Here is a 20,830-nt window from a genome sequence, read left to right on the forward strand (position 1 = left end):
ATAAGCAATAATTATGAAAAATATGATCTTACATATAGCAATCACCATGCTGTTGGCCTCAATGACTGCTTGCAGTGATGAGATGGATCCCGTATTGACTCAAAGAGACTGGGATGGTACAGTCACTTACTTCCAATCGGCCGACGAACATGACTTCTCGATGTACTATAAACCGCAGGTAGGTTTTATCGGTGACCCGATGCCATTCTATGATCCGGTTGCCAAAGACTTTAAAGTGATGTACCTGCAAGACTACCGTCCGAACCCCGAAGCTACTTACCACCCCATTTTCGGGGTGGCCACCAAAGACGGTGCTACTTATGAATCTCTCGGCGAACTGATTCCCTGTGGAGGTCGTGACGAACAGGATGCTGCCATCGGTACAGGAGGTACGATCTACAATCCGACTGATAAACTCTATTATACCTTCTACACCGGCAATAAATTCAAACCTTCTTCCGACCAGAATGCACAGGTAGTCATGGTAGCCACCTCTCCCGACTTTAAAACATGGACCAAGAACCGCACTTTCTATCTGAAAGGAGATACGTACGGCTATGACAAGAATGACTTCCGCGACCCGTTCCTGTTCCAGACCGAAGACGGCGTTTATCACATGCTGATTGCCACCCGTAAAAACGGAAAAGGACACATTGCCGAATTCACCTCTACTGACCTGAAAGAGTGGGCGTCTGCCGGCACATTTATGACCATGATGTGGGACCGTTTCTATGAATGTCCGGATGTATTCAAGATGGGAGACTGGTGGTATTTGGTCTATTCGGAACAAGCTTCCTTCATGCGCAAGGTACAATACTTCAAAGGCAGAACACTTGAAGAACTGAAAGCAACCACCGCCAATGATGCCGGAATATGGCCGGACAATCGGGAAGGTATGCTGGATAGCCGTGCATTCTATGCAGGCAAGACTGCTTCCGATGGAACCAACCGTTACATCTGGGGCTGGTGTCCCACCCGTGCCGGTAATGATAACGGAAACGTAGGAGATGTAGAACCCGAATGGGCTGGCAACCTGGTGGCACAACGTCTGATTCAGCACGAAGACGGTACGTTAACCCTTGGAGTTCCGGATGCAATCGACCGTAAATACACTTCTGCACAAGAAGTAAAAGTGATGGCAAAAGACGGAAACGTAACAGAAAGCGGTAAAACCTATACGTTGGCCGAAGGAGCTTCCGTCATCTTCAACCGGTTGAAAGTGCACAACAAGATTTCCTTTACCGTAAAAGCATCCTCGAATACAGATCGTTTTGGAATCTCTTTCGTCCGTGGAACGGACTCCAAATCATGGTATAGCATCCACGTCAACGCTGACGAGGGTAAAGCCAACTTCGAGAAAGACGGTGACAATGCCAAATACTTGTTTGATAACAAATTCAATATCCCGTCCGATAATGAATACCGGGTGACGATTTACAGTGACCAGTCGGTTTGTGTGACTTACATCAACGATCAGTTATCTTTCACGAACCGCATCTATCAAATGCAGAAGAATCCGTGGTCACTCTGCTGTTATAAAGGCGAAATCACTGTATCAGATATTCAAGTGAGCACCTATTAATAGAAAAGTAACATCTTTTACAGTGTTTGAAACAAAAGTGATAGGCGTTTCATCCCGGAGCGCCTATCTTTGCACTGTAACAACCTTAATACCATAAAGCATGAATTTAAGACTCTCTTCCAAACAAATTCAAACCTTCGCGGTTTTATTTTGTATGATTGTGATGAATATCTCTCTATCCGCCCGTGCGGACAACTCTCCTCTATTAATTAAAGATTTAGGAGAAGGACATTGCCTCGTACGTGTCAACACTAACCAGAAGTATCTGTTGTTGCCCGTAGAAGATGCATCGCCCGATGTGCGTATCAGCATGATTGTTAATAATAAAGAGGTAAAGAACTTCGATGTCCGTCTGGCTATCCATAAAGTCGATTACTTTGTTCCGGTAGACCTTTCCGACTATTCCGGCAAACTAATTTCTTTCAAATTTAAAATGAACTCCAACGACCCGGTTCGTGTCAACCTTTCGCCGGACAACACCGCTTGCTGCAAGGAAATGAAATTGTCCGACACGTTCGATACAAGCAACCGTGAAAAGTTCCGTCCCACCTATCACTTTTCTCCCCTCTACGGATGGATGAACGACCCGAACGGAATGGTATATAAAGACGGCGAATACCACCTTTTCTACCAATACAACCCTTACGGTTCCAAATGGGGAAATATGAACTGGGGACATGCCATCAGCAAAGACCTCGTAAACTGGGAACATCGCCCCGTGGCAATCGCCCCGGATGCATTCGGCACTATCTTCAGTGGCTCCGCCGTGATAGATCATTATAATACCGCCGGCTTTGGTGCAGGCGCCATCGTCGCCATCTATACACAAAACGGCGACCGTCAGGTGCAAAGTATTGCTTACAGCACCGACAACGGACGTACCTTTACCAAATACGAAAACAATCCCGTATTAGTATCTGAAGCCCGTGACTTCCGCGACCCGAAAGTATTCTGGTACGAAGGCACCAAACGCTGGATCATGGTATTAGCAGTAGGGCAGGAAATGCAATTCTTCTCTTCCCCCAACCTGAAAGACTGGACATTTGAAAGCAGCTTCGGCAAAGGACACGGCGCACACGGAAACGTTTGGGAATGTCCCGACTTGTTCGAACTCCCGGTAGAAGGAACAAATGAAAAGAAATGGGTACTGCTTTGCAGCCTCGGCGACGGTCCTTTCGGTGACTCGGCTACTCAATATTTTGTAGGCTCCTTCAACGGAAAAGAGTTTGTAAACGAATCACCCTCCAAAACCAAATGGATGGACTGGGGAAAAGACCATTATGCCACCGTGACTTGGAGCGATGCTCCTGACAACCGCCGTATCGCTATCGCATGGATGAGCAACTGGCAATATGCAAACGATGTTCCTACCTCCCAATACCGTAGTCCGAACTCCGTTCCCCGCGACTTGAGCCTGTTTACCGTAGATGGTGAGACTTACCTCCAATCAGCTCCCTCTCCCGAACTGCTGGCTTTGCGTGATGCTTCCAAGAAACGCTCGTTCAAAGTAAACGGAACACGCACAATTAAAGAAATGATTCCCGGCAATGACGGTGCATACGAAATAGAATTGACAATTGAAAATCAACGTGCAGACGTAATCGGCTTCCGTCTCTACAATGACAAAGGCGAAGAAGTGGATATGCAGTATGACATGAAAGAAAAGAAATTCTCGATGGATCGTCGCAAGAGCGGAGAGGTCAGCTTCAATGAGAATTTCCCGATGTTGACCTGGACAGCAATTGAACAAGGTGGAAACGAGGAACAAGGCGGCAAAGAGGCATTGAAACTCCGTCTGTTTGTGGATAAATCCAGTGTGGAAGCCTTTGGAGATGGTGGACGTTTTGTGATGACCAATCAGGTATTCCCTTCGGAACCTTACAATCATATCAACTTTTACAGTAAAGGAGGAGCTTATAAAGTAGATTCGTTTGTGGTTCATAAGTTGAAGCCATAAATATCTCTTGTTCGCCCTATGTGCTCTTTATTTGTTTCCCTATGGATGAATACGTCTTTCCTTAAGGGATAGTAGGTGGATAGTAGGGATATACTTGTGTTAAACCTACGGTATTGCTGATTCGTCACGGCCGTGACGAGTTCCTACCATGGCCGTGGAAAGATCTTCCCACAGCCATGACGAATTCCTACCACGGCCGTGGGAAGTTAATAATACCGTAGCTTCAAGGTTACTATACCGTAGGTTTAAGATAAAAATACCGTAGGCTTGAGGTATTGATGCAGTAAGGAGAGCGTGATTCATATAGGCGACGAACAGATAACTAACGGTAAGTACCCACACGACTAACAGCAGATTGTAAATTGAATCATATAACTGCATGATATAAATAGAATAAGTACTCATGCAAAATATAATTTTATATTATTAGGCACGGATTACGCGGATTACAGGGTTGCTATCTGACAGCCATCATTCGAGAAGCCGTGTAATCCGCCTAATCCGTGCCTAGATTTATGATATAAACAAATGATGATAACATATTTAGATAAAAAAAACAATGGAAAACAGTAAAAACTCTTCCCTTTCCAAACTAATCCCGGTGATGCTTTGCTTCTTTGCCATGGGATTTGTTGATCTGGTAGGCATTGCCTCCAATTATGTAAAGGCAGACCTCGGTCTGTCGGACTCGCAGGCGAATATCTTCCCTTCACTGGTATTCTTCTGGTTCCTCATCTTCTCCGTACCCACAGGCATGTTGATGAGCCGCATCGGTCAGAAGAAAACCGTATTGCTTAGTTTGCTTGTGACTTTTGCTTCTTTGTTATTGCCGGTTTTCGGAGACAGCTATATGCTGATGTTGATTTCTTTCTCCCTTCTGGGCATCGGAAATGCGTTGATGCAGACTTCCCTGAATCCGTTGCTTTCTAACATCGTACGTGGCGACCGTTTGGCAAGTAGCCTGACTTTCGGCCAGTTTGTGAAAGCCATTGCCTCTTTCCTTGCTCCTTATATTGCCATGTGGGGAGCGACACAAGCCATCCCGACTTTCGATTTGGGCTGGCGCATCCTGTTCCCGATTTACATGATTGTAGCCGTCATTGCTATCCTGTTGCTCAATGTCACACAGATTAAAGAGGAAAAAGAAGAAGGCAAACCATCTACTTTCGGACAATGTCTCGCTTTGCTTGGCAAACCGTTTATCCTGCTTTCTTTTATCGGTATCATGTGTCACGTTGGAATTGATGTGGGAACAAATACCACTGCCCCCAAGATTTTGATGGAACGTCTCGGCATGGGCCTTGATGATGCGGCTTTTGCAACAAGCCTTTATTTCATCTTCCGTACGGCAGGCTGCTTTCTCGGTTCTTTCATTTTACGCAAAATGTCACCGAAGTCTTTCTTCGGCATTAGCGTTGTGATGATGCTGATAGCGATGGCAGGTTTGTTTATATTCCATGACAAGACAATGATTTATGTATGCATCGGTCTGATTGGTTTCGGCAACTCCAATGTGTTCTCCGTAGTCTTCTCGCAGGCATTGCTTTACCTGCCGGGTAAGAAAAATGAAGTTTCCGGTCTGATGATTATGGGACTGTTCGGCGGCACGGTATTTCCGTTGGCTATGGGAGTAGCATCCGATGCCATGGGACAGAGTGGGGCAGTAGCCGTAATGACAGTGGGCGTGCTTTATCTCTTGTTCTATACATTCCGTATTAAAAAATAATTTTATAACTTTGGAAACAATAAAATCCGTAGATCATGAATAATATAATCGTAGGAATGGGCGAGGCACTTTGGGATGTGTTGCCCGAAGGAAAGAAAATAGGTGGTGCTCCGGCAAACTTTGCCTATCATGTATCACAGTTTGGTTTTGACAGTCGCGTGGTGAGTGCCGTAGGCAAGGATGAGTTGGGAGACGAGATTCTGAACGTATTCAACGAGAAGAAACTGAAAACGCAGATTGAACAAGTGGATTATCCTACCGGTACGGTACAGGTGACACTGGATAACGAGGGAGTGCCTTGTTACGAAATCAAAGAAGGCGTGGCATGGGATAACATACCTTTTACGGATGAACTGAAACGTTTGGCATTGAGTACGCGTGCCGTTTGCTTCGGTTCCCTGGCTCAACGTAATGAAGTGAGCCGTGCCACTATCAACCGTTTTCTGGATACGATGCCCGACATAGACGGACAACTGAAAATCTTTGATATTAATCTCCGCCAGGACTTCTACACCAAAGAGGTATTGCGCGAATCTTTCCGCCGTTGCAACATTCTGAAGATAAACGACGAAGAACTGGTGACCATCAGCCGTATGTTTGGCTATCCCGGCATCGACTTACAGGATAAATGTTGGATTCTGTTGGCAAAATACAACCTGAAGATGTTGATTCTGACTTGCGGAATTAATGGCAGTTATGTGTTTACCCCGGGTGTTGTCTCTTTCCAGGAGACACCGAGAGTTCCGGTTGCCGATACGGTGGGGGCAGGTGATTCCTTTACGGCTGCTTTCTGTGCTTCCATTTTGAATGGAAAACCGGTTCCCGAAGCTCACAAACTTGCTGTTGAAGTTTCTGCTTATGTCTGCACGCAAAGCGGTGCAATGCCCGAACTTCCGCAGGTTTTGAAAGACAGACTGATGTAATTGTTTGATGGAAAGTAAGTATAGAGGTATATCTCATCCGTGGGAATATACCTCTTGTTCTTTTTGCATGATTCGTATGATATGAGAGGTAGGGGCATAAAAAAAGGAGCAACGCCTTGCTCCAACCTTTGTTAACCTTAAATCTAATACTATGAAAAACACATTGCAAAGATACGGACTTCTGCTAAATCTGCAAATAATGCAAATAAAAAGAGATGTTTTATAACATTTATTGAGTGTTTGTCTTACGCTTTATACTTTTGTTAATAGTTTCCGGTTGAATATTGGGAACTGTTTTGCATTTCTTTGGAGGGTAATGATTAGAATAATTGGGTGATAGATAGCATACTCACAGTTTTATTTCTTATTTTTGTTCTCAATCGTCTATTTAGGTCATAGAAAGAAATACGAAAAAAATGAGAATGATTAGAATGATGGGATATACGAAGTGGATAGCAGTCTTGCTCTGTCTTCTTGGCATGACGGCTTGTCGGCAGGATGCACCGCGTTTCCGTATCGGGGTGGCGCAATGTAGTGATGACTCCTGGCGGCATAAGATGAATGATGAAATTCTCCGCGAAGCAATGTTTTATGATGGAGTATCGGTTGAAATCCGGTCGGCTGCGGATGATAATCGTAAACAGGCGGAAGACGTTCATTATTTTATAGATGAAGGGGTTGACTTATTGATTATCTCTGCCAACGAAGCGGCCCCCATGACTCCGATTGTAGAGGAAGCCTATCAAAAGGGAATACCTGTCATCCTGGTAGACCGGAAGATTCTTTCTGATAAATATACTGCCTATATCGGTGCCGACAATTATGAAATAGGACGTGCGGTAGGTAATTATATTGCATCGAGCCTGAAAGGAAAAGGGAATGTGGTGGAACTTACCGGACTGGGTGGCTCAACTCCTGCCATGGAACGCCATCAAGGATTTATGGCTGCTATCAGTAACTTTCCGGATATCAAACTGATTGATAAAGCGGATGCTGCGTGGGAGCGTGAACCGGCGGAAGTGGAAATGGATAGTATGCTCCGTCGGCATCCGAAGATAGACGCCGTGTATGCGCATAATGACCGTATTGCTCCGGGAGCTTATCAGGCTGCAAAGAAAGTGGGACGGGAGAAGGAAATGATTTTTGTCGGTATCGATGCTCTCCCCGGCAAAGGTAACGGATTGGAAATGGTGCTCGACAGTGTGTTGAATGCTACTTTTATTTATCCGACCAATGGCGACAAAGTGATGCAACTGGCAATGAATATCCTTGAGAAAAAGCCTTATCCCCGGGAAACGGTCATGAACACTGCGGTGGTCGACCGTACAAATGCGCATGTCATGCAACTTCAGACGACTCATATCTCGGAACTGGATCAGAAGATTGAAACATTGAACGGACGTATCGGCGGATATCTGTCTCGGGTTGCTACACAGCAGGTGGTGATGTATGGTGGTTTGGTTATTCTTCTATTGGTGGCAGGTTTATTATTGGTAGTCTATAAATCTCTCCGTGCTAAAAATCGTCTGAATAAGGAACTTTCCGAGCAGAAGAAACAGTTGGAAGAGCAGCGGGACAAACTGGAAGAGCAACGGGACCAGCTCATCCAGCTTTCTCATCAACTGGAAGAGGCAACGCATGCCAAACTGGTTTTCTTCACAAATATATCTCACGATTTCCGTACTCCGCTTACATTGGTTGCCGATCCGGTAGAACATTTATTGGCCGATCATACACTAAGTGGAGATCAGCATCGAATGTTGATGCTGATTCAACGAAACGTGAATATCCTTTTGCGTCTTGTCAATCAGATTCTGGATTTCCGTAAATACGAGAACGGTAAGATGGAATATACACCTGTTCAGGTAGATGTTCTTTCCTCTTTTGAGGGCTGGAACGAATCATTCCTTACAGCGGCCCGGAAGAAACACATTCATTTCTCTTTTGATAATATGCCGGATACGGATTACCATACATTGGCGGATATGGAAAAGTTGGAACGTATTTATTTTAATCTTCTTTCCAATGCGTTCAAGTTCACACCGGAAAATGGAAAGATAACGGTTCGTTTATCTTCCTTAACGAAAGAGGATACTCGCTGGATTCGTTTTACTGTAGCCAATACCGGTTCAATGATTTCCACCGAACATATCCGGAGCATTTTCGATCGTTTTTATAAAATAGACATGCACCATGCCGGTTCGGGAATCGGACTTGCATTGGTCAAAGCTTTCGTTGAATTGCATAAAGGTACAATTTCTGTGGAAAGTGATGAAAAGCAGGGTACTGTCTTTACCGTTGATTTACCGGTACAGACTTGTGAGACTATTCTGGCCGAAGACTCTCTAAAGTCATCAATCTCTGCAGTTCCTTTAAATTCTGCTTCTCCCGGTTCTCCCGCCTCTTCCAACCTGAATGAAACTTTAGCTGTCGAAGAAGAGGAACTGGGAAAAGGCTATGATTCTTCCAAACCTTCCGTTTTGGTAATTGATGATAATGCGGATATCCGTTCGTATGTACGCGGATTACTCCATACCGATTATACTGTTATTGAAGCAGCAGACGGTTCGGAGGGCATCCGCAAAGCAATGAAATATGTCCCGGACTTGATAATCTCTGATGTGATGATGCCTGGTATTGATGGAATAGAGTGTTGCCGTCGTCTGAAAAGCGAACTGCAAACCTGCCATATTCCTGTCATCCTATTGACAGCTTGTTCTTTGGATGAACAACGGATTCAGGGGTATGACGGAGGTGCGGATTCTTATATCTCCAAGCCCTTCAGTTCGCAATTGCTGTTGGCACGCGTTCGTAATCTGATAGATTCACATCGCCGCCTGAAACAGTTCTTTGGTGACGGACAAACGTTGGCGAAAGAGGATGTTTGCGATATGGATAAAGACTTTGTGGAAAAATTCAAGGCTTTGATTGAAGCAAAGATGGGAGATTCAAATTTGAATGTAGAGGATTTGGGTAAGGATATGGGATTAAGTCGTGTGCAACTCTATCGCAAAATAAAATCCCTGACTAATTATTCTCCGAATGAATTGCTTCGTATCGCTCGTTTAAAGAAAGCTGCTTCCTTGCTTGCTTCGTCGGATATGACAGTGGCGGAGATTGGTTATGAGGTTGGGTTCAGTTCTCCCTCTTATTTTACCAAATGCTATCGGGAACAGTTTGGAGAAAGTCCGACAGATTTGCTGAAGAGGAAAGGATAGAATCAAAACTATTCACGTCAGAATACAATAAATCCCGGTAACTTGAATTTTCAATGTTTACCGGGATTTATTGATATGTGTTAGTTATGAATCAATAAACTTTTATCTGCGTTTCCTTGATTATACCAGTTTTGTTCGTTTTTGCCACTACTTTGCGCCCATTTTGCAAATCCTTTATAGGCTTCCAAGAAATTAGCTTTTTCAATAGCATGCGCTGCGTTGCCTGGTACTCTTAATCCCCAAATCAGGCGTCCTGCACTAAAATAATAATTATCATCTTCTTCGTCCCCGTTTGTATATATCGGTAGCAGATTTTTATCATTGAATGGATATTGGTAAGTGATCGGTTCAATACCATTCATATGGATTTCTGTTCCGCTATCATTACGTTTTAAATACAAGTCGAATTCATCGCCTTCTAATATTTCCTTTACTTCTTTTCTCTTCTTTAGGGTGATCAGAATATTGATCTCCGGTAAATCACTTGTTGCTACCAAAGCATTCTTTTCTGTATTATAATATTGGCTGCCTGCAGGTTTAGCCAGATTCTTAATTAAAGGGCTGTAATCAATGATAAGATGTTTATTGGGGACAAGATCTACTCCGTTGATCGCAGGAATCACGTTTTTAGTTTCATAAACTTCTATACTTTCCACTTCGTCAGAATCTATTTCTTTCAGTCTTAAATAAGGAGAATAAGGGAATATTCCTCCGATGGCTTTTAGACGTAATCCTATTTGTATATACTGCGCAGTGTATTTTTTGTCAACCTTTTTAATACCTTGGAACTGCACCTTATAATTGACTACAAAATCATTAAAGTCATAATCTCCTAATGATGGGAATTGGTCTTCAAACATGATTGTTCCCCAACCATCTTTGGGATGAAAAATGACTCCTTTTGACAATTGGATGTCATCTTCTATATCATGCCCACGAGTGATTGACCGGGTGGTGTTAGATTTGGATTTGGCATCATTAGCAATGTTCAGTGAGAAACTTCTATCTGCATTTACAGGTATGGCTACTTTTTTTGTTTCATTGGTGCTGGTTTTGTACTGGGCATACAATGTATTTACGTAGGTTGGGATGCTCAAAGGGAGACTTGAAATTTCTGTATCTACAGGAATGTCGGCTATTTTCTCTTCTTTACTACATGCTTCATCCAAAAAGAAGGAAACTATAATGGGGGTAGTAGCAGCTACTGTTCCTGTGGCTACTTGAGTTAATTTCCATTGAAAGCCTGCGGGTATATCCAGGTCTTTTACTTGAATTTCTTTTTCAGGTTGCTTGCTTTCATCATAAAGGTTCTTCTCACAGGAGCTGAAAGTCAGTGCTCCCAATAAACAAGAAACGAACAGGACAGTCTTCTTTTTCATAACAGCAGTGCTTGTTTTGTTAATAATAGGGGTGCTTTTAATAGGGACAAAGGTCGGGATTATTTGTAAATAAAGCAAATAAAGTTGCATATTTTATTAGAATTGCTTTTATTATTTGCAAATTCTTTTCTTTTTATCTAGTTTTGGGACTGAAATAAAGTAATGTTTGAGTGATGAAAGATTATAAAGTAGATAAGGCGAGCCTTTCCGCATCCTTTTGTCAAGAGGTGTATCAGGTTGTTCGGGAAATTCCAGTAGGTAAAGTTTCTACCTATGGGGGAATTGCCGCATTATTGGGAATACCTCAATGTTCCCGTATGGTGGGGCGTGCATTGAAGCAGGTTCCGGATGGTTTATCTGCGCCTTGTCACCGGGTTGTCAATGCGTCGGGACGCCTTGTTCCCGGTTGGACAGAGCAGAAACGACTCTTGCTGGAAGAAGGGATCTCTTTCAAGCAAAATGGATGCGTAGACTTGAAAAAGCATCTTTGGAATTACTCCGTATCTGAATGAAATTTGCATATTTAATCTATTTTCCTTACCTTTGTGCCAACAATATGCAAGAACAGACTGTTATTTATTTATGAAAATACTGTTTTCTACTGTTCATTGAGAGGATAATCTTATCAAATTCTATTCCTTTTAAACTACTCAGTCTGTTTTTTTAACCATTTAAAAAACGTCGGATCGTCATGTTACCATGTGACATGACTGAACCATGCGAACATTCAACTTGTTTATCGTAAGTGAGAATGAGGAACGCGGCAGTTGAAAACAAAACAAATATTATAATCTAAACCAATATATTATATGAGTAAAATAGAAATAAAGGATTTGTACCTTATCTTTGGTAACGAGAAGCAGAAAGCCCTCAAGATGTTGAAAAAAGATAAGAGTAAAGAGGAAATTCTGAAAGATACCGGTTGTACGGTAGGAGTGAAAGATGCCAATCTTTCAATTAATGAAGGAGAGTTTTTTGTGATAATGGGACTTTCGGGAAGTGGAAAATCGACATTACTGCGTTGTATCAATCGTCTGATACGTCCTACTGCCGGGCAAGTGCTTGTAAACGGAGTAGATATATCTAAAATATCCGAAAAAGAATTATTGCAGGTTCGCCGGAAAGAGCTGGCGATGGTTTTTCAGAATTTTGGTCTGTTGCCTCACCGTTCTGTATTGAGCAATATCGCGTTCGGCCTCGAACTTCAGGGAGTGAAGAAAGAGGAACGTGAAAAGAAAGCGATGGAAAGTATGAAGCTTGTCGGATTGAAAGGATATGAAAATCAGATGGTAGGCGAACTTTCTGGTGGAATGCAACAGCGTGTCGGACTGGCCCGCGCTCTGGCTAATAATCCCGAAGTGCTTTTAATGGATGAGGCTTTCTCTGCGCTCGATCCTCTGATTCGTGTGCAAATGCAGGATGAACTGCTGGCTTTGCAGTCGAAGATGAAAAAAACAATTGTCTTTATTACCCATGACTTGAGTGAAGCGATTAAACTGGGCGACCGTATTGCTATTATGAAAGACGGAGAGGTGGTGCAGGTAGGTACTTCAGAAGAAATACTGACCGAACCGGCTAACGATTATGTAGCTCGTTTTGTTGAAAACGTGGACAGGAGTAAAATTATCACCGCTTCTTCTTTAATGATTGACAAACCACTGGTGGCCCGTCTGAAGAAAGAGGGACCTGAAGTATTGATTCGTAAGATGCGTGCGAAGAATATCACCGTATTACCTGTCATAGACGCCGATGATAAACTGGTCGGAGAAGTACGTCTGAACGACCTGCTTAAGTTACGTAGCAGACAGGAAAAATCCATTGAAACGATTGTGCGTACCGAAGTACATTCTGTATTGGAGGATACAGTGTTGGAGGATATACTTCCTTTAATGACAAAGAGCAATTCGCCGGTATGGGTGATTGATGAGACGCATGAGTTTTTAGGAACAATCCCGCTTTCCTCCTTAATCATCGAAGTGACCGGAAAAGATAAAGCAGAAATAAACGAAATAATTCAAAACGCAATAGATTTATGATAAATATAGGACAATATATAGAGATGGTCATCAATTGGATGATGGTACATTTTTCCACTTTCTTTGATGCCATAAATGCAGGCATCGGTAGTTTTATTATAGGATTCCAACACGTACTTTTTGGAATACCTTTTTATATAACCATTCTAGTGCTTGCTGCACTCGCATGGATGAAGGCAGGACGTGGTACGGCAATTTTCACCGCATTGGGATTATTACTGATTTATGAAATGGGATTTTGGGAGGCTACTATGCAAACCCTGGCTCTCGTTTTTTCATCTACCTGTCTGGCTCTGATTGTTGGTGTACCTTTAGGAGTGTGGACGGCAAACAGTCCGCGTGCAGAGAAAATACTCCGTCCTGTTCTCGACTTGATGCAGACGATGCCTGCTTTTGTTTATCTGATTCCTGCCGTTTTGTTTTTCGGATTGGGAGCAGTGCCGGGAGTGTTTGCCACCATTATCTTTGCTATGCCTCCTGTGGTCCGCCTTACCGGATTGGGAATTCGGCAAGTTCCTAAAAATGTAGTGGAAGCTTCCCGTTCGTTCGGGGCTACCCGTTGGCAGTTATTGTATAAAGTGCAGCTTCCTTTGGCGTTGCCAACCATCCTGACAGGTGTCAATCAGACAATAATGATGTCGCTTTCTATGGTTGTCATTGCTGCCATGATTGCTGCCGGTGGTCTGGGAGAAATTGTATTGAAAGGTATTACCCAAATGAAAATCGGACTTGGGTTTGAAGGTGGTATCGCAGTTGTTATTTTAGCTATCATCTTAGACCGTATCACACAAGGAATGGCAGGACGAAAAAATAAGAACTAAACGGAAAGGATAAAATACGTATGAGAATATATAAAATAGTAGGAATAGCATTGTCAGTTATGCTTTTGCTGGCTTCCTGTACTAATTCAGACTTAGAGAAAAAGAAAGTAAAAATAGCCTATGCCAATTGGCTGGAAGGTATTGCCATGAGTCATTTGGCTAAGGTGGTATTGGAAGAACATGGATATGAGGTTGAACTGCAAAATGCTGACCTTGCCCCCATCTTTGTATCTATGTCCGGAAAGAAATCTGATGTCTTTTTGGATGCCTGGTTACCAATAACGATGAAAGATTATATGGATCAGTATGGAGACAGCATCGAATTTCTGGGTGAGGTGTATGGAGAAGCCCGTGTAGGACTGGTTGTTCCTCAATATGTTACGATCCAGTCTATTAGTGAGCTGGAAGCTAATAAAGACCGTTTCTCTTCTGAAATAGTAGGAATTGATGCGGGAGCAGGGATAATGAAGACGACCGATAAGGCCATTGCTGCTTACGGACTTGATGGGTATACCCTCATGACTTCAAGTAGTTCCACCATGCTGGCTTCTTTGAAAAAAGCGATGGACAAAGGAGAATGGATTGTCATCACGGGGTGGACACCACATTGGATGTTCGACCAGTTTGATTTGAAATTCTTGGATGATCCGAAGAAAGTATATGGAGACTTGGAAGAAATACATGCTATTGCATGGAAAGGATTCAGTGAGAAAGATCCGTTTGCTGCCGAATTCTTTGGCAACATCAAACTAACGACAGAAGAACTTAGCTCTTTTATGACAGCTATGAAGGATGCCCGGATGGATGAAGAAGAAATAGCCCGCAAATGGAGGGATGAATATCGGCAGTTGGTGGATAGTTGGATTCCGAAGTCAGAGAATAAATAGATTGGAGCATTGTTATTTTTAATTTTAAATATAAAATAGACATGAACTCTAGTGGGAAAAAGGGAGTACTGTTTATGTTGGACAGAGTTCATACAATAAAAAAACGGTAATCTTCTACAAGATTACCGTTTTATATTTATAGGGTATTACTATTATTCAGCACCCCAGTTTTCTCTAGCCAAACGTTTGTAGCTGTTGTAACGCCATTTAGCATTTTCTTCAGCAGCTTTGAACAGTTCTTCAGCTTCAGCAGGATATTGTTTCATTACAGAAGCGTAACGAACTTCACCCTTCAAGAAACCTTGGAAATCTTCCCAGTTCGGTTCTTTGCTATCTAATTGGAATGGGTTCTTGCCTTCTTCTTCCAAAGCCGGGTTGTAACGCCACAAGTGCCAGTAACCGCACTTAACAGCTTTTTCTTCTTCTTCTTGGCTCTTACCCATACCTGCTTTCAGACCGTGGTTGATACATGGAGCATAAGCGATAATCAAAGATGGTCCCGGATATGCTTCAGCTTCACGGATAGCTTTCAGAGTTTGAGCTTGGTCAGCACCCATAGCGATCTGTGCAACATATACATAACCGTAAGTAGTAGCCATCAGACCGAGGTCTTTCTTACGTACGCGCTTACCAGCAGCAGCGAACTTAGCGATAGCACCTACCGGAGTAGCTTTAGAAGACTGACCACCTGTGTTAGAGTAAACTTCAGTATCCAGAACGAGGATGTTAACGTCCTTACCGGAAGCGATTACATGGTCAAGACCACCGTAACCGATATCGTAAGAAGCACCGTCACCACCAATGATCCACTGGCTGCGTTTTACAAGATATTGTTGCAATTCAGCGATTTGTTTGCAGTGGTTACATTTATCCTTGTTAGCTTCAACAACCGGAATGATCTTAGCAGCCAATTCCTTAGTCTTGTCCGCATCCAGCATATTGTTGATCCATTCAGCAAACAATTCTTTCACTTCAGCAGGAGTGCAATCAGCAGCAATAGCCTCGTTCATCACTTTCACGAGACGAGCACGCATCTTTTCGTTAGCCAATTCCATACCCAAACCGAATTCACAGAAGTCTTCGAACAGTGAGTTAGCCCAAGCAGGACCGTGTCCGTTTTCGTTTGTAGTATACGGAGTAGAAGGAACAGAACCAGAGTAGATAGAAGAACATCCGGTAGCGTTAGCAACCATTTCACGGTCACCGAACAATTGAGAAATCAATTTCACGTACGGAGTTTCACCACAACCAGAGCAAGCGCCGGAGAACTCAAACAACGGAGTAGCGAACTGTGAGTTCTTCACGTTAGACTTGATATCAACAAGATGTTGTTTAGTCTTCACGTTTTCAGCACAGTAAGTCCAGTTGTCAGCTTCAGCCAATTGGCTTTCGAGGTGTTTCATTGTCAATGCTTTGCCACCCTTCTTCGGATTACCCGGACAGATGTCAGCACAGTTACCGCAACCCAGACAGTCGAGAACGTCAACCTGGATACGGAATGTCATACCGTCGAATACTTTACCTACTGCTTTCAGTTGTTCGAACTTAGCACCCTTCTGCTCTTCAGCATCGAGTACGAACGGACGGATAGAAGCGTGAGGACAAACGTATGCACACTTGTTACACTGGATACAGTTTTCTGGATTCCATTCAGGAACGAATGCAGCTACACCACGTTTTTCGTATTTAGAAGTACCTTGATACCAAGTACCGTCTTCGATACCCTTGAATGCAGATACAGGCAACAAGTCACCATCTTGTGCATTGATCGGACGAACTACTTCGTTGATGAATGCAGGATCGTTGTTTTCAGCTTTTGCATCATCCGGCAGGTTAGCCCAAGCAGGATCAACAGCTAAAGTCTTGTATTCACCACCACGGTCAACGGCAGCATAGTTCTTGTTTACAACGTCTTCACCTTTCTTGCCGTAAGACTTAACGATGAATTTCTTCATCTGTTCAACAGCTTGTTCTACAGGAATAACGCCTGTGATACGGAAGAATGCAGATTGAAGGATCGTGTTGGTACGGTTACCCAAACCAATTTCCAGTGCAATCTGTGTTGCGTTGATATAGTATACAGAAATGTTGTTCTGTGCGAAATATTTCTTAACCTTGTTAGGCAGGTTTTTAGCCAGTTCTTCACCTTCCCAGATTGTGTTCAATAAGAAAGAACCGTTCTTACGCAAACCACGAGTTACATCGTACATGTGCAGGTAAGCCTGAACGTGACAAGCAACGAAGTTCGGAGTGTTTACCAAATAAGTAGAACGGATCGGATTATCACCGAAACGCAAGTGAGAACAAGTGAAACCACCTGACTTCTTAGAGTCATAAGAGAAGTAAGCCTGGCAGTGTTTGTCAGTGTTGTCACCGATAATCTTTACAGAGTTCTTGTTAGCACCTACTGTACCGTCAGCACCCAAACCGTAGAATTTAGCTTCGAACATACCTTCGCCGCCTAAAGCAATTTCTTCTTTTTGAGGAAGAGAAGTGAAAGTAACGTCGTCTACGATACCGATAGTGAAGTGGTTCTTCGGCATTGGCATAGCCAAGTTTTCGAATACTGAAAGGATTTGAGCAGGAGTAGTATCTTTTGAACCCAAACCGTAGCGACCGCCAACGATAACCGGAGCATTTTCTGCACCGTAGAAGCAGTCTTTAACGTCAAGGTAAAGAGGTTCGCCGTTAGCACCCGGTTCTTTAGTACGGTCAAGAACTGCGATAGTCTTAGCAGTCTTAGGTACAGCAGCCAGGAAGTGTTTAGCAGAGAACGGACGATACAGGTGTACGGCAACCATACCCACTTTTTCGCCGTTTGCTACCAGGTAGTCGATAGCTTCGCGGGCAGCTTCTGTTACAGAACCCATAGCGATAATTACGCGTTCTGCATCTTCTGCACCATAGTAATCGAACAAACCGTATTTACGACCTGTGATCTTAGAAATTTCATTCATGTATTCTTCTACGATAGCAGGAACTGCTTCATAGTAGTTGTTGCATGATTCACGATGTTGAAAGAAATGGTCAGGATTTTCAGCCATACCACGAGCTACCGGTTTCATCGGGTTCAGTGCGCGGGCACGGAATTCAGCCAAAGCTTCCTGGTCGATCAGCGGAGCAAGATCATCATTTTCCAACATTTCAATCTTTTGGATTTCGTGAGATGTACGGAAACCATCGAAGAAGTTCATGAACGGAACGCGAGATTTGATGGTAGCCAAGTGAGCAACACCAGCCAAATCCATAACTTCCTGTACAGAGCCTTCAGCCAACATAGCAAAGCCAGTCTGACGAGCTGACATTACGTCTTGGTGGTCACCGAAGATACACAATGCGTGAGAAGCCAATGTACGAGCAGATACATGGAATACGCAAGGCAAGAACTCACCGGCAATTTTGTACATGTTAGGGATCATCAGGAGAAGACCCTGGGAAGCAGTGTAAGTAGTAGTCAACGCACCAGCCTGAAGAGAACCGTGAACTGCACCGGCAGCACCACCTTCAGATTGCATTTCCTGTACCAATACTGTTTCGCCGAAGATGTTCTTACGTCCTGCGGCAGCCCATTCGTCTACGTACTCAGCCATAGTCGAAGAAGGAGTGATGGGGTAGATAGCTGCTACTTCAGAGAACATATACGAGATATGCGCTGCAGCCTGGTTACCATCACAAGTGATGAATTTCTTCTGTTTAGTCATAACTAAATTAAATATTTAAGTAAATAAATCTTTTAATATAAAAAGCCGAACATCCAGAGAGGTATCTGGTTGCCCCGACCTATTTCAGCCTTATGCAACGCGTACGTCACATTCGGATTGTTCTTGATCTTTGCGCCTTCCTGGCAAATTTTGAACGGCATTACTTCGTCCACCATAAAAGAAACGTTTTTATCTCCTTTATGTACCTTATGGTCTTTCCATAAAGAATTTGCAAAGAATGTGTCGAGTACATCCTGCTCCTCCACTTTCACCGGATAGATGGAGTACATCAGATTGGAGTTGTGCATCATTATCTTTGACGGTTTTTTAGGGAATTCTTCCCCTTTCGGATAAACCAGATTAATGAGTCGCGCATCTGCCAGATACTTGATATAGTTCATCACTGTGGCGCGAGATGTCTGTATGTCGCTTGCCAGTTGACTTACATTTGGAGCCTTCGGTCCGTCGACAGCGAGCAAATATAGTAATTTTTTTATCTTTGAAAGATATTTCAGTTCAATTTGTTTGATGAGCAGGATATCTACTTCCACCATCATGTTCATCGTTTTTAGCAAATTCTCCGAGAAGTTACGCTTCTCGAGGAAGAACGGATAGAACCCATGATGCAGGTAATCCTGGAAGTAATCCAGCGGACGAACTTTAGAGAGTACTCCTTTGGCAATCTGTTCGTGAGTGCTAAGAATTTCTTCGAGGCTGTATGCCCTGAATTTCATGCCTGTCTGTAAGTTCAGGTATTCACGGAAAGAGAATCCGCGCAGGTTATAGCTCTTCGCGATATCACGCAGTTCAAGGTTTTCCTCCTTCAGTCGCATCACGGATGAGCCGGTAAAGACAATCTTCAGATTAGGAAAACGGTCGTAACACATGCGTAGCTCTTTGCTCCATTCTGGGTGTTTGAACACTTGGTCGATCAACAATACTTTTCCGCCACGTTTCTGAAATTCGTTGGCGAAGTCTACAATACTGTGACCCGAGAAATAGAAGTTGTTCATGTTGATGAACAAACAGGAACGGTCGTTCCCGAATTTCTCTTTGGCGTATTGGAGAAGGAAAGTGGTTTTTCCTACGCCACGTGTCCCTTTGATACCAATCAGGCGGTCGCTCCAGTCGATCTCGTCCATGAGATCGCGGCGAACGGGGGCATTGGTGTGCTCAACGAGGTAGGCGTGTGTGCGGTAGAATGATTCCATTTCAGTTCTTTGTTTTTCGGGTGGCAAATATACTGCTTTTTTTAGGATTTGCAAAGTAGAGATGGCAAAATTGTGTGTTTAATTCCAACTTTCTGTTTATTGTAGCCATTCCTGACTATTTCCTGTATATATTTGCAGAATAAAGTTTTGAATTCGTTTAAAATGACAAAAAAGGCTCTTTATATATTCAATCCGGAACATGATTTGGCGTTAGCCAGCGGTGAAACAAACTATATGGCACCGGCTTCCGCCCGGCAGATGGCATCCGAATTGGCTTTGTTGCCGATGTGGTATGCAGAAGAGGGAAGTGTTGTATTGGCTCCTTCCGCTTATAATCTCGACTATGTGAAGCAGATACAGGAATTATTAGGACTTTCGGTTGATTTGATGACAGAACCTGAACTTGCTTCGGAGCGGAATTTGGATATTCGTCCCTGGGGCTGGGATATAGCAATAAGAAAACGACTGTTGGATTTGGGAGTGGAAGAAAGCGAGCTTCCTTCTATTGAGCAATTGGATAAACTGCGTTTCTGTTCCCATCGTTCCTACGCTGTGGAATTATTACCACAGCTACAACTGGGAGCCTGTTTTTGTGGAGAGTCTTTTTACTTGACGTTTCCCGAAGAATGGAAGTCATTTGTAGAATCACATGATACTTGTTTGCTGAAAGCTCCTTTATCCGGTAGCGGAAAAGGGTTGAATTGGTGCAAAGGTGTATATACTCCTTCCATTTCCGGTTGGTGCTCACGCATTGGCAACCAGCAAGGAGGTGTTATTGGCGAACCTCTATATAATAAGGTGGAAGATTTTGCTATGGAATTTCGTTCTTTGGGTAATGGTCGATTTGGCTTTGCCGGATACTCTCAATTCCGTACGGGTGGAAGTGGGGCGTACGAAGGTAATCTGCTGATTTCAGATGCAGCCATCGAACGGAATCTTTCGGAATATATCCTTGTCGAAGAAATTTATAAATTGCGCGACCGCCTTGAACAAGAATTATCCCTCCGTTTCGGAACCATTTATAATGGTTATTTGGGAGTGGATATGATGATCTGTCGCTTTCCAGAATCTCCTGTTTATCGGATTCATCCTTGCGTGGAAATCAATTTGAGGATGAATATGGGAGTAGTAGCGCGTCATATTTATGACCATTATATCTATCCTACTTCAACAGGAGCTTTTCAAATAAGCTATTACCCTACGGAAGGAACAGCCTGGAGAGCACACAAAGAAATGGAGGAGGCTTATCCTTTGGAAATAGAACAAGGAAGAATAAAATCAGGCTATTTGTCATTGGTGCCGGCTCATAAAAAGAGTAGTTATCGGGCGTGGGTGTTTATCTCAAAAAGCGTGTTTTTGTGATATTATATCGAAGTTATGGTTTCTCGG

At 43.3% G+C, this 20,830-nt stretch carries 13 protein-coding genes; 10 read left to right on the forward strand and 3 right to left on the reverse strand.

Features of this window, described 5'->3' with window-relative positions; genetic code table 11:
* The first annotated feature begins 13 nt into the window (after positions 1-13).
* The 5 genes from ACT8YW_RS01035 to ACT8YW_RS01055 all read left to right on the forward strand — a co-directional run bounded on the left by ACT8YW_RS01035 (position 14) and on the right by ACT8YW_RS01055 (position 9,406).
* Positions 14-1,582, forward strand: coding sequence for a glycoside hydrolase domain-containing protein (locus ACT8YW_RS01035; RefSeq protein WP_444103701.1), 1,569 nt, complete (start codon positions 14-16; stop codon positions 1,580-1,582).
* Between the two features lie 100 nt (positions 1,583-1,682).
* On the forward strand, positions 1,683-3,539 hold the full coding sequence (locus ACT8YW_RS01040) for a DUF4980 domain-containing protein (RefSeq protein WP_444103702.1): 1,857 nt from the start codon (positions 1,683-1,685) through the stop codon (positions 3,537-3,539).
* A 559-nt stretch (positions 3,540-4,098) separates the two neighbouring features.
* The gene (locus ACT8YW_RS01045; RefSeq protein WP_004300990.1) at positions 4,099-5,265 is read left to right on the forward strand and encodes an MFS transporter; all 1,167 of its coding nucleotides are present in this window, start codon (positions 4,099-4,101) and stop codon (positions 5,263-5,265) included.
* A 35-nt stretch (positions 5,266-5,300) separates the two neighbouring features.
* Positions 5,301-6,188, forward strand: a complete 888-nt coding sequence (locus ACT8YW_RS01050) for a carbohydrate kinase family protein (protein WP_008025948.1) — start codon at positions 5,301-5,303, stop codon at positions 6,186-6,188.
* Positions 6,189-6,622: 434 nt separating this feature from the next.
* Positions 6,623-9,406 carry a substrate-binding domain-containing protein gene (locus ACT8YW_RS01055; protein ID WP_444103736.1) on the forward strand — a complete coding sequence of 928 codons (2,784 nt, stop codon included), beginning with the start codon at positions 6,623-6,625 and terminating at the stop codon, positions 9,404-9,406.
* An 80-nt stretch (positions 9,407-9,486) separates the two neighbouring features.
* Here the strand turns inward: ACT8YW_RS01055 and ACT8YW_RS01060 are convergent, their stop codons facing one another.
* Positions 9,487-10,875 (reverse strand): LruC domain-containing protein, encoded by a 1,389-nt coding sequence (locus ACT8YW_RS01060; protein ID WP_444103703.1) that lies wholly within the window; start codon positions 10,873-10,875, stop codon positions 9,487-9,489.
* Positions 10,876-10,958: 83 nt separating this feature from the next.
* Here ACT8YW_RS01060 and ACT8YW_RS01065 point away from each other — a divergent pair, with 83 nt between their 5' ends.
* The 4 genes from ACT8YW_RS01065 to ACT8YW_RS01080 all read left to right on the forward strand — a co-directional run bounded on the left by ACT8YW_RS01065 (position 10,959) and on the right by ACT8YW_RS01080 (position 14,529).
* Positions 10,959-11,297, forward strand: coding sequence for an MGMT family protein (locus ACT8YW_RS01065; protein ID WP_444103704.1), 339 nt, complete (start codon positions 10,959-10,961; stop codon positions 11,295-11,297).
* A 297-nt stretch (positions 11,298-11,594) separates the two neighbouring features.
* Positions 11,595-12,821, forward strand: a complete 1,227-nt coding sequence (locus tag ACT8YW_RS01070; protein ID WP_444103705.1) for a quaternary amine ABC transporter ATP-binding protein — start codon at positions 11,595-11,597, stop codon at positions 12,819-12,821.
* Entirely contained in the window at positions 12,818-13,642 is an 825-nt protein-coding gene (locus ACT8YW_RS01075) for an ABC transporter permease (RefSeq protein ID WP_444103706.1), read from the forward strand. Before ACT8YW_RS01070 ends, ACT8YW_RS01075 begins: the two co-directional genes overlap by 4 nt.
* 20 nt (positions 13,643-13,662) lie before the next feature.
* Complete coding sequence (locus ACT8YW_RS01080) at positions 13,663-14,529, forward strand: glycine betaine ABC transporter substrate-binding protein (protein WP_444103707.1); 867 nt, start codon at positions 13,663-13,665, stop codon at positions 14,527-14,529.
* Between the two features lie 152 nt (positions 14,530-14,681).
* Here the strand turns inward: ACT8YW_RS01080 and nifJ are convergent, their stop codons facing one another.
* Both nifJ and ACT8YW_RS01090 read right to left on the reverse strand, forming a co-directional pair.
* Entirely contained in the window at positions 14,682-18,230 is a 3,549-nt protein-coding gene (gene nifJ, locus ACT8YW_RS01085) for a pyruvate:ferredoxin (flavodoxin) oxidoreductase (RefSeq protein ID WP_444103708.1), read from the reverse strand.
* Positions 18,231-18,262: 32 nt separating this feature from the next.
* Positions 18,263-19,441 (reverse strand): ATP-binding protein, encoded by a 1,179-nt coding sequence (locus ACT8YW_RS01090; RefSeq protein ID WP_444103709.1) that lies wholly within the window; start codon positions 19,439-19,441, stop codon positions 18,263-18,265.
* Between the two features lie 162 nt (positions 19,442-19,603).
* Between ACT8YW_RS01090 and ACT8YW_RS01095 the strand changes: the two genes are divergently transcribed.
* Positions 19,604-20,803 carry a hypothetical protein gene (locus ACT8YW_RS01095; protein WP_444103710.1) on the forward strand — a complete coding sequence of 400 codons (1,200 nt, stop codon included), beginning with the start codon at positions 19,604-19,606 and terminating at the stop codon, positions 20,801-20,803.
* Positions 20,804-20,830: the final 27 nt, after the last annotated feature.

The organism is Bacteroides sp. (assembly GCF_052357945.1).
Classification (GTDB): Bacteria; Bacteroidota; Bacteroidia; order Bacteroidales; family Bacteroidaceae; genus Bacteroides.

What these genes read in the sequence shown, in the direction of transcription:
- ACT8YW_RS01035 (WP_444103701.1), top strand. Translation starts at nt 14, where the DNA reads ATGAAAAATATGATCTTACATATAGCAATCACCATGCTGTTGGCCTCA.
- ACT8YW_RS01055 (WP_444103736.1), top strand. Translation starts at nt 6,623, where the DNA reads ATGGGATATACGAAGTGGATAGCAGTCTTGCTCTGTCTTCTTGGCATG.
- ACT8YW_RS01080 (WP_444103707.1), top strand. Translation starts at nt 13,663, where the DNA reads ATGAGAATATATAAAATAGTAGGAATAGCATTGTCAGTTATGCTTTTG.
- ACT8YW_RS01040 (WP_444103702.1), top strand. Translation starts at nt 1,683, where the DNA reads ATGAATTTAAGACTCTCTTCCAAACAAATTCAAACCTTCGCGGTTTTA.
- ACT8YW_RS01090 (WP_444103709.1), bottom strand. Translation starts at nt 19,441, where the DNA reads ATGGAATCATTCTACCGCACACACGCCTACCTCGTTGAGCACACCAAT.
- ACT8YW_RS01060 (WP_444103703.1), bottom strand. Translation starts at nt 10,875, where the DNA reads ATGCAACTTTATTTGCTTTATTTACAAATAATCCCGACCTTTGTCCCT.
- nifJ (WP_444103708.1), bottom strand. Translation starts at nt 18,230, where the DNA reads ATGACTAAACAGAAGAAATTCATCACTTGTGATGGTAACCAGGCTGCA.
- ACT8YW_RS01070 (WP_444103705.1), top strand. Translation starts at nt 11,595, where the DNA reads ATGAGTAAAATAGAAATAAAGGATTTGTACCTTATCTTTGGTAACGAG.
- ACT8YW_RS01065 (WP_444103704.1), top strand. Translation starts at nt 10,959, where the DNA reads ATGAAAGATTATAAAGTAGATAAGGCGAGCCTTTCCGCATCCTTTTGT.
- ACT8YW_RS01045 (WP_004300990.1), top strand. Translation starts at nt 4,099, where the DNA reads ATGGAAAACAGTAAAAACTCTTCCCTTTCCAAACTAATCCCGGTGATG.
- ACT8YW_RS01075 (WP_444103706.1), top strand. Translation starts at nt 12,818, where the DNA reads ATGATAAATATAGGACAATATATAGAGATGGTCATCAATTGGATGATG.
- ACT8YW_RS01095 (WP_444103710.1), top strand. Translation starts at nt 19,604, where the DNA reads ATGACAAAAAAGGCTCTTTATATATTCAATCCGGAACATGATTTGGCG.
- ACT8YW_RS01050 (WP_008025948.1), top strand. Translation starts at nt 5,301, where the DNA reads ATGAATAATATAATCGTAGGAATGGGCGAGGCACTTTGGGATGTGTTG.